The sequence below is a fragment of the Paenibacillus sp. OAS669 genome (assembly GCF_014873645.1).
Lineage (GTDB): Bacteria > Bacillota > Bacilli > Paenibacillales > NBRC-103111 > Paenibacillus_S > Paenibacillus_S vulneris.
Genome location: NZ_JADBDR010000009.1, coordinates 308,112 through 317,411, shown reverse-complemented (window position 1 = coordinate 317,411; position 9,300 = coordinate 308,112). Strand labels below are relative to the sequence as shown.

Annotated in this window: 8 protein-coding genes and 1 rRNA gene; 5 read left to right on the top strand and 4 right to left on the bottom strand. The window is 49.7% G+C overall.

Translation table 11 applies throughout. The annotated features are described in order from the left end of the window. Positions 1-91 (top strand): 5S ribosomal RNA (rrf, locus tag GGC63_RS21125); the annotation flags it as partial. A 225-nt stretch (positions 92-316) separates the two neighbouring features. On the opposite strand, the gene GGC63_RS21120 is transcribed toward rrf, so the two are convergent. From GGC63_RS21120 to hxlA, 4 genes are all read right to left on the bottom strand, one after another. Beyond that, positions 317-3,256, bottom strand: coding sequence for a DEAD/DEAH box helicase (locus GGC63_RS21120; RefSeq protein ID WP_192703985.1), 2,940 nt, complete (start codon positions 3,254-3,256; stop codon positions 317-319). Further along, positions 3,253-4,818: an SWIM zinc finger family protein gene (locus tag GGC63_RS21115; RefSeq protein ID WP_192703984.1), complete on the bottom strand. Its 1,566-nt coding sequence runs from the start codon at positions 4,816-4,818 to the stop codon at positions 3,253-3,255. Before GGC63_RS21115 ends, GGC63_RS21120 begins: the two co-directional genes overlap by 4 nt. 394 nt (positions 4,819-5,212) lie before the next feature. Next, the gene (gene hxlB, locus GGC63_RS21110; RefSeq protein ID WP_192703983.1) at positions 5,213-5,770 is read right to left on the bottom strand and encodes a 6-phospho-3-hexuloisomerase; all 558 of its coding nucleotides are present in this window, start codon (positions 5,768-5,770) and stop codon (positions 5,213-5,215) included. A 5-nt stretch (positions 5,771-5,775) separates the two neighbouring features. After that, the gene (gene hxlA / locus GGC63_RS21105) at positions 5,776-6,408 is read right to left on the bottom strand and encodes a 3-hexulose-6-phosphate synthase (protein WP_192704005.1); all 633 of its coding nucleotides are present in this window, start codon (positions 6,406-6,408) and stop codon (positions 5,776-5,778) included. Positions 6,409-6,669: 261 nt separating this feature from the next. On the opposite strand from hxlA, the gene GGC63_RS21100 reads away from it, so the two are divergent. The 4 genes from GGC63_RS21100 to GGC63_RS21085 all read left to right on the top strand — a co-directional run bounded on the left by GGC63_RS21100 (position 6,670) and on the right by GGC63_RS21085 (position 9,252). After that, positions 6,670-7,047 (top strand): winged helix-turn-helix transcriptional regulator, encoded by a 378-nt coding sequence (locus GGC63_RS21100; protein ID WP_079911951.1) that lies wholly within the window; start codon positions 6,670-6,672, stop codon positions 7,045-7,047. A 239-nt stretch (positions 7,048-7,286) separates the two neighbouring features. Beyond that, complete coding sequence (locus GGC63_RS21095; protein ID WP_192703982.1) at positions 7,287-7,652, top strand: hypothetical protein; 366 nt, start codon at positions 7,287-7,289, stop codon at positions 7,650-7,652. Between the two features lie 212 nt (positions 7,653-7,864). Continuing rightward, positions 7,865-8,227, top strand: coding sequence for a response regulator (locus tag GGC63_RS21090; protein WP_225948369.1), 363 nt, complete (start codon positions 7,865-7,867; stop codon positions 8,225-8,227). A 26-nt stretch (positions 8,228-8,253) separates the two neighbouring features. Beyond that, the gene (locus GGC63_RS21085) at positions 8,254-9,252 is read left to right on the top strand and encodes an HD-GYP domain-containing protein (RefSeq protein WP_192703981.1); all 999 of its coding nucleotides are present in this window, start codon (positions 8,254-8,256) and stop codon (positions 9,250-9,252) included. Positions 9,253-9,300: the final 48 nt, after the last annotated feature.

Sequence of the window (9,300 nt, the reverse complement as noted above, 5' to 3'; positions counted from 1 at the left end):
ACGCGTACCCATACCGAACACGAACGTTAAGCCTTCCAGCGTCGATGGTACTTGGACCGAAGGGTCCTGGGAGAGTAGAACGTCGCCAAGCGAATCAAAGCACTCACTTTGTGGGTGCTTTTTTGTTTTATTAGCACCCAGATCAAAGGTGTATCTTATGGCAGAGCATAAAAGCATCATTGATCTGCCGCTCATTTCGATAAGTTCAAGAGCAAGCCTCTTAACCATTTTCCGTACATAAGAATACAAAGCATCCATCTTGGTCAAAATGACGGAGATGGATGCTTAGTTTTTTCCTAGGGATAATCGCTGATCATCACCATGATTGACGAAGCGTGAACAAATCACGCAGCTCATCATTCGACAGCTCGGTAATCCAATTTTCCGAGGTAGAAATGACGTTCTCGCTCAAGCTCATCTTGCTCTCGAGCATCTCATCAATCTTCTCCTCTAGAGTTCCGAGAGAAATGAATTTATGCACTTGGACGTTGCGCTTTTGTCCCATCCGGTATGCACGGTCGGTTGCCTGATTCTCCACGGCCGGGTTCCACCAACGGTCGAAATGGAATACGTGATTGGCCGCCGTCAGGTTGAGGCCGACGCCGCCGGCTTTTAAAGACAAAATGAAGATGCCGGGTCCCGACCCGTCTGCAGCCTGGAATTGATCGATCATTTTATCCCGATCCGCCTTGGAGGTGCTGCCGTTCAGGTACAGAACGGGCTCGCCCCGATGCATCCGCAGCACGTCGGCCAGCATGCGGCCCATGCCTACATACTGGGTGAAGATCAGGCAGGAATCGCCTTCGTCCCGAAGCTCATCGACCATGGCAACAAGCCGTTCCAGCTTCGCGGAACGCGTAATGAACGCTTCACGATGCTCCTCGGATAGCAGCACCTCTTCAGATAGACCCGTTTCCTTGGTCAATAGCACAGGATGGTTACAAAGCTGTTTAAGCTGAGTTAGGGCTCCTAGAATGGCTCCTTTTCGTTCGATTCCTTCCAGGTTCTTCATACGTTCCATAAGATCCTTCACGGCCTGCTCATAAAGCGCGCCTTGCTCGAGGGTGAGGTTAATATACACCTTCATCTCGAGCTTCTCCGGCAGATCCAGCTGGATGGCAGGATCATTCTTTTTGCGGCGGAGCATGAACGGCTTCACCAGCTTTTGAAGCTGCTGGGTCCGTACTTCATCATGATGCTTCTCGATCGGATTGGCGAAGCGATGCTGGAACCCGCGTGAATTCCCCAGATAGCCTGGGTTAAGGAAGTCGTAGATCGACCACAGCTCAGACAAGCGATTTTCAATCGGTGTACCTGTTAGTGCAATACGATGCCGCGCTTTTAGGGAGCGAACAGCGGCGGATTGTTTGTTTTGCACGTTTTTAATATTTTGCGCCTCATCCAGACACAGAGAGCTCCATTGCACTTCTTGAAGCACCTCCTGGTCCAGTAGTGCTGTTGTATAAGAAGTAAGCACAACGTCCGCATCCTGCAATGCGGCATGGAACGCCTCACCGCTTAAGCGGCCTTTGCCGTAGTGGACCTGCACGTTTAATTCGGGTGCAAAGCGGGCTATTTCCTTCTGCCAGTTGCCAAGCACGGAGATGGGGCAGATAAGCAGCGCAGGAGCTTCTGACTCTTCTTTATGGTGCAGCAAGTAGGTAATGAACTGTATCGTTTTGCCGAGGCCCATATCATCGGCCAGGCAGGCGCCTAACCCAAGCTTTCGAAGAAAGCTTAGCCAGGTGAAGCCTTCACGCTGATAGCTCCGGAGCTCAGCTCGCAGTCCCTCTGGCACCGGAAGCTCTGTCAGCTCCGAAGGCTGCCCAAGCTGTCGAACCAGCGCTAATAGATGAGAGTTCAGCTCAATCTCCATCTGGATTCGCTCTTCTTCGTTCTCCTCATCTGCCTCGGCATTCCGCCGCCCTTCAGAAGAACGCTCCCCTTGTCCCGCCTCGCTTAATAGGTGCAACTGGAGGACATCCTGCAGGGACAAGCCTTCTTCCGGATCCATGCTTTCCATAATTCTACGGATCTGCTCCAGAAGGGCAGGATCCAGGTAGACCCATTCGCCGCGGAAGCGGATCAGCCGTTCCTTGCGGCTTAGCAGTTCGGCGAACTCCGCCTCGTTGAGGTCAGCGTTGCCGATGGCGATGCGCCAATCGAAGTCGACGAGGGCGTTCAGCCCGAACAGCGACTGGCCTCTGCCGCCGGCCTCGGCGGAGACCTGCGCGCGCAGCCGAGGCTTGCGCTTGGAGGCTGCTTCCCACCATCCGGGAAGCATGACATTCCAGCCGTCGCTCAGCAGCTCGCGGCTGTCCGTGGTTAGAAACCGCCAAGCGGCTTCGTCACTCAGCGGCTCTGCGAAGAGCTCGCTGCCGGTAGTTGCGCTTGGAAGCGCCGCGGCCAGTCTGGCCGCCCACCCGGGAGAGCGCTCCCGGATATAGGGGCTCCATTCACTGGCCCAGGTCCCGAAGGCTTGTCCGTCCAAGGTCAAGCGGATAGGGACAAGCACGGTGTTGTCGCTTTTGTCCTGCAGCACGAGCCTGAGCTGCCAGTCGTACTGCTCTTCGTCCGGCTCCAGCAGCTGAAGCGCAGGACGGAAGGGGGCCATATCCGGCTTCCAGCCCAAGGAGGCAAGCCACTCTTCCTCTGTAAATGCGGCAGCCGAAACTGCCGCTGCCGAATCACGCCCCTTGAACAAGGCGGGATAATCCCGGCGCAAGTCGGCCATGGCGGCTTCGCTGACATAATGCTGCGCAGAGACGGCTGCAGAAAAAGCAGAACGAAGACCCGATAGCTCCTCTCCCGAGGTATCAAGGCTTTTTAACGAATCCCAATCGAGCTCCTTCAGCTCCTCCGATCCAAAATCCCATGTCCACTGCAGCTTTCCGCTGCGGAACGAGCTGTAGCTAGGCACAAATCGTCCTTCTATCGCTTCTCTTAATAGAATGGGGGCTGCCTGTAGCAAGCTATTGACGGCATCATTGCCACCCTCCCACCGAAGGATGCCGATAAATTTCGGCTCGGTGAAAAACTCCAGCACCATTTCCGCAGGAAGGACCGTCACTGTAAGCTCACCAGCTTGCTGCAGCTCCAGAGTCGTTCCGTAATAGGACGGTTCGTGCCAAGCGAACAACAGCTTGCGGAATCGATTGCCGGGAACGTCATGGCCATTTTGCTGACCCCATAGCAGCGCATCTCCGCTATCCGTTAATAGTACATGCAACGTCATGTCATACAGTTGTGTGATCATTCCAGCAGCTTTCCTTTCTTCATTTCCTCCTGCAGCGCCCGCAGCCGGCTATGCCGTTCAAGAAAACCGCCAAAAAAACGGTCCCAGCGATCGACCTGCTTCATTTTTTTGTACACCTTCTCCAGCCGTTTCAGCAATTTGACCGCTAATTTGTAATCGTGGCGATTTTTTTGGGCAACATACTGCTCGATCGCTTGATGGTAATAAGGCAGAAGGAGCTCCGGCTCTTCTTTCTCGATAGGCTGCAATACGCTGACTCGATGATAATGAGGGTCATGTCCTTGAATCAGCTGGAGCTCCAGCCAAGGCTTCCATTTCCCTTGCTCGTATAGTAAATCCTCCATAATGGATATCGAGTGAGGCAGCATTTCTTCCAGTACAGGCCACAGGTGCTTTTCGGCTTGCGGAACGTGGGAGATGGCTGTCTTCCAGATGGAGATATAGAGATCCTGTTCCTTGCTTTGCAGGCCGTAGAAGTAAGGAGCCGTTTGGATTAGCCATTCCACCAGGGCATCCAGCTCACGAGCTTTCAAAAGATGATAGAGGAAGGGGAAAAACAGACTCGACGGCGCCTTTTTTATGGTTTGGATTTCTTCGAGAGTTTTCCATGCTTCTTTCGTTTGAGATCGCTGAAGCAGCAGGTAGGCTTTGACCGCCAGCAAATACAAGGCGCTGGAATGAGCAGGCTGCTCCTCCAAGCTGTTTAATTCTTCAGATGCCCATACTTCAGCTTCAGGAGAACGATCGGCCCCGCATTCCCATAATCTCGTATAGATTCTGAATTCAGGCTCATGTTGATGATTATCCTCAAGCATCTGCTGTCTTAAGTAAGCTAGCGTTTCTTTAATCCGATCCGGATTGAGGGTGAAGTCGACCAAAGCGGAATGCTCCTGCAGCCAGGCCAGTATTTTATCGGAATGGCGGTATAACGCAAAAGAAGTATAATAATTTACATTATTTTTGGCGGTCTGTTCTTTCATTTTTCGCAAAATAAACAGCTCTAGGTGCAGTTCAAAATACATTCGATCCGTATCCGAAAAGGGGACAGAGTCCATACGAATCGATTGCAGCTGGTTACTCAGCATGTCCGAATACATCCCCAAATCATAGGACGGCGTCACATGGGACGTCAGCTGATTCATCATTTCATGCCAGCCACTAATCTTCATACCGGGCAAATTGGCAAGCAGCATCTCGGGAGAAGGGGTGGCTTTGATTCGTTTGATGTGGTGCTTGGCATTCACAAGTTGCGAGACAGGGTAGCCCAGCCGATCCGCAAGCTCCATCATCACCGCCGCCTGGTGCTTGCACGTATCTTGAACCGGACATGTACAGGAGTTGGACGAAAAATGATTTAAATGCAAAGTCACCTTGTATTCCTCCGAGCCCGAGCCGGATACCCAAGCTTGAATCACCCGATCCTCGGAAGCGATCATTCTAACAATGCGCTGTTGTTTAAAATAGGTAAATCCTCGACTTAGCGTGACTTCGTTAAAGCTCTTGGCCACTTGTTCCAGCAGCAGCAGCCACTGCTCATCGTTTAATGCAGTAAACAAGCTCATAGCAAAGCTCCTTGCTTCTCATAAAAGAATAGTATCTACCTATTATAAAACGACGGAGGAACAAATACGATATGTTCATGCTCATGCCGCCAAAAGATCCGCTTCCTTACCCAAAAAAATAGCCCTCACGATATTCGTGTGGACGCGGTTTGTTTGGGAAACTATACCTGAAAAATTGCGAAAGGGTAATAGGTGGGGTATCTCCTGGAGGAGCGAAAGCGCCCGCCTTTGTTCTCGGAAAATACCCGCTCTAAAGCGAATATATTGAAAATTTTCTGAGAACAACAGCGGCCGGAAGGAGATATCCTACCGGAAGAACCGAAGCCCATTTTTCAAACTCCCCAGTTTCCCTTAAACAAACAAGCCCCCACGAAAACTCGTGAGGGCATCACATCTACTCCAAATTAGCATGACGGCCAAACATCGTACCGGAGCTTAAGCCTTGCTTTTCCATGATTTTAAGGATAACGGCGTCGCAGAAAACTAATAGCGTTTGTTCGAACAAGGCTCCCATCGGTTGAATGGTTTGAGCAGTATAACTGGATTGATCCTTCGGTGCTCCGGGCAGCTTCACGGCCAGCTCAGCCAGTTTTCCCATAGTGGACTCAGGAAAAATGGTGACAACGGCGACGGAACCGCCCAAGCTTTTCGCTTTCTCGGCCACAGGCACCAAGCTTCGAGTTTCCCCGGAGCCAGATCCTATGATTAGCGTATCCGACGCCTCCATGTTGGGAGTAACCGTCTCTCCTACGACATACGCTTCGGTTCCCATTTGCATCAACCGCATAGCGAAGGCTCGCATCATGAGTCCGGACCGGCCCGCGCCCGCGACGAATACTTTCTTCGATCGAAGAATACGGTCGGCCAGTTGTTCGACTTGCTCTTCGGAGATTAAGTCCACCGAACGGCTCAATTCTTTGCTTATCGTATTTAAAGGTGCCGTCTGTATCATAGACATTACCCTTGCTTGATCAGCTTTTGCATTTCAGCTGCAACGGCTTGTTTATTGTCTTCCCCGGTAATTCCGCCGCCTACGATGATTAGATCCGGCTGAGCTTGAATAACCTCTGGCAATGTGCTTAATTTAATGCCGCCGGCGACAGCTGTTTTGGCATGTTTAACTACAGCTTTAATGGTACGGAGGTCCTCGAAGGAGTTTTTGCCTACGGCCTGCAGATCATAGCCTGTATGAACGCAGATGTAGTCTACGCCGAACGCGTCAACCTCTTGGGCACGCTGTGCCAAATCCTTCACGCTGATCATATCGATCAGAATTTTTTTGCCTTGTTTTTTGGCTTCTTCTACGGCGCCTTTAATCGTCATATCTTCAGCAGCTCCAAGGATGGTAACAATATCCGCGCCTGCTTCGGATGCTTTCATGACCTCATATCCGGCAGCATCCATGACTTTCAAATCCGCTAAAACTTTAAGATGAGGAAAAGCGGCTTTGACTTCTTTTACCGCTCGAAGTCCTTCGTTAATAACAACCGGCGTGCCGATTTCTACGATATCGATGTACGGCTCCACTTCCTTCACCAGTTCAATTGCTTGCGGGATGTCAACCAAGTCTAACGCTAATTGCAGTTCCATCATAGAATCCTCCTAATATGTTTTTTATTAATAGCTTTTCTGTTATAATTTGAATTCCTTTAAAGAACTTACCTTATAGTTTGAGTGAGGTGTTTATCATATTTGTGAAGCTTGGTTTTGGACAGCAATACGGCAAGCACCTCTCTCTATGAATCGGGTTGGTTAATACAAAATACATCTTAACCCCTGTGGAGAGAATAAAGAAGAATGCACTTATTTGTGCGGTGGTACCCAAAAAGTAACTAAGCGTGGGAGGGAATCATGTCGGACCTCAGGCAGGAAATACTGGATAAGATCAAGAACGGAGATTTTAACTGCGAGAAAGAATTGACCTTAGCTATGATCAGCGGAAAATGGAAGATTGTCATTCTGTGGCATTTGGGTACGGAGGGGACCCGCCGGTTCAGTGAGCTTCAGCGGCTGTTTCCCAAAATCACGCACAAAATGCTTACGAGTCAGCTGAAGGAATTGATAGACGACGGGATTGTACATAGGGAGGTTATTCCCGAGGTGCCCCCGAAGGTCGAATATTCCATAACGGAGCTTGGAAAGACGCTGCTACCGATCATTGAATTGATGTATGAATGGGGCAAGAAGAGAATCGCGGATATTAAAGAAAGCGAAGGAATCGCGCCATAAACAACGAAATAGCATCTAATCTTCACCTGATAAAGGAAACAGAGCGGACCCTTATCGGGATTCAACCAAGGTTATCTTTCAAGAGCGATTTAGGCTGTTGAAGGATGACCTTTTTTTAGGCCAGATGGGCCTCCCCTATTTATTAAATGTGGTACGATAGATTTAAGAATAAGCTGCTAAGAAAATGAGGGATCAAGCAACGAATTCCCCATACCCCAAAGAGTACTAGGAGGCCTCTTATGCACAAACGTTACCGCCAATCCATGATCATGCTGATGCTGCTGTCCTTATTTCAAATCTACTGGTCCGCTTATACACTGCTTTTTGATAGAGGGTCTGCTATCCAGGTCATTTCCGGCATCGGACTGCTGCTGCAAAGCTTAACGGTGTTCACCGTAACGGTATTGGAATGGAGCTATTCGGAAAGCCGTTGGTTTCACAGGGCTTACATGGCGGCGACTTACATAGCGGTCGTTGGATTCGGATTATGCGCCAGCATCTTTATACAGCAAGGGATTTTCTCTATCGATAGTATGAAGGTGCTCATATCGGTTGTAACGACGCTCATCCTGATACAAAAATACAATCTCGTTTACAGGGAATGAGGTTTGAACGCTGTTTTTCATACAGAGTCCACTTACAAAAGATTAACAATTCTTAATCAAACGCCAATTGGAAATGTTGTACAATAGGTAAAACTAACGAGCTGACATGAACAAGGGGCGCATCAGGAAAACTACGTGACGTATCGTATCGCTCCTCATCCCCGTGACCGGTTCGTTGGGTTAGTTCAACTATGTGGGAGCGCAGATGGATTATGACGAAAATTATGGTTGTCGACGATGCGGCCTTTATGAGGCAGATGTTAAAGGATATGCTGAGCGCCAGTGGGTTCGAGATTGCGGCGGAAGCGGCTAACGGTGAAGAAGCGGTGCAGCTGTACAAAAAGGTAAAGCCGGATCTCGTGACGATGGATATTACGATGCCTGAGATGGATGGGATTGAGGCGCTGACGGAAATTAGAAAGCACGATCCTCTGGCCAAAGTCATTATGTGCTCCGCTATGGGGCAGCAGGGCATGGTAGTGAATGCGATTAGGGCTGGCGCCAAAGACTTCATTGTGAAGCCGTTCCAGAAGGAGCGGGTGCTAGAGGCCATCAGTAAGGTATTGATGAACTAATCTGCACTGGGAATAGGGGAGAGGACATGGATAGCTGCGTCGGGAAAAAAGTGAAGAATGATATTACGAACTCGTATGGGATGACTCTCATACCTGCGGGAACCACAATGACGGATCTTCATATGGAATTGCTAACTAAGCATAATGTAGACCCCTTATCCATAATCCTCGTATCCGAAGTGGAGGATGCATACAAGCTTTCGGTTGATCAAGCGGTTCAAACCTCCGAAGAGCTGTTCCAAATGATCGGCAAATCTCAAAAAATCCCCTTGGCGGAAATTCAAGAAGAGCTCCTCCCAGTGATCCAGCAGGTGTCGGGGCACTCCAATATTTTTCGTTTGTTTCAGGTGGTTCGAGCGACGGACGAATATACGTACCAGCACAATATTGGTGTAGGCATCTTATCCACGCTAATCGGCAAATGGCTAAAGCTTCCGGAACCGGAGCTGTCCATGCTATCGCTGGCGGCTACCCTCCATGATGTTGGTAAGGTGAACGTACCGATCGAAATATTGAATAAGCCGGGCAAATTAACCGGGGAAGAATATGAGCTTATAAAAAAACATACGATTTACGGCTACCACCTTCTCAAAAATACCGAAGGCTTGGATCCGCGTATTCCGCTTATCGCGCTGCAGCATCATGAACGTAACGACGGCAAGGGCTATCCGTTAGGCCTTAAGCATGACCAGGTCGATTACTTCAGTAAAATCGTTGCGGTGGCGGATATTTTTCACGCGATGTCGTCCAAACGGCCGTACCACGACCCTATCCCATTCCATGAAATTGTCAGCCGTATGAGAAAGGGGCTCTTCGGTGAGCTGGATCCGAACATCGTCTCGGTATTTCTGGATAATATGATCAACCGGTTGATCGGTGAAACGGTCTCGCTATCGGACGGCCGTGAAGGAGAGGTTGTTTACCTGAATCCCCACAGCAGGGAGACCCCTTTAGTCAAAGTCGATGACGAATTCGTGGATTTAAGCAAACGGTATGATATTCGAATTCAGCAGGTTAACGTATAAAAGGAGCTGGAGGTACCTTGCTCAGAAGGTACTTCAAGTCCGAATAAA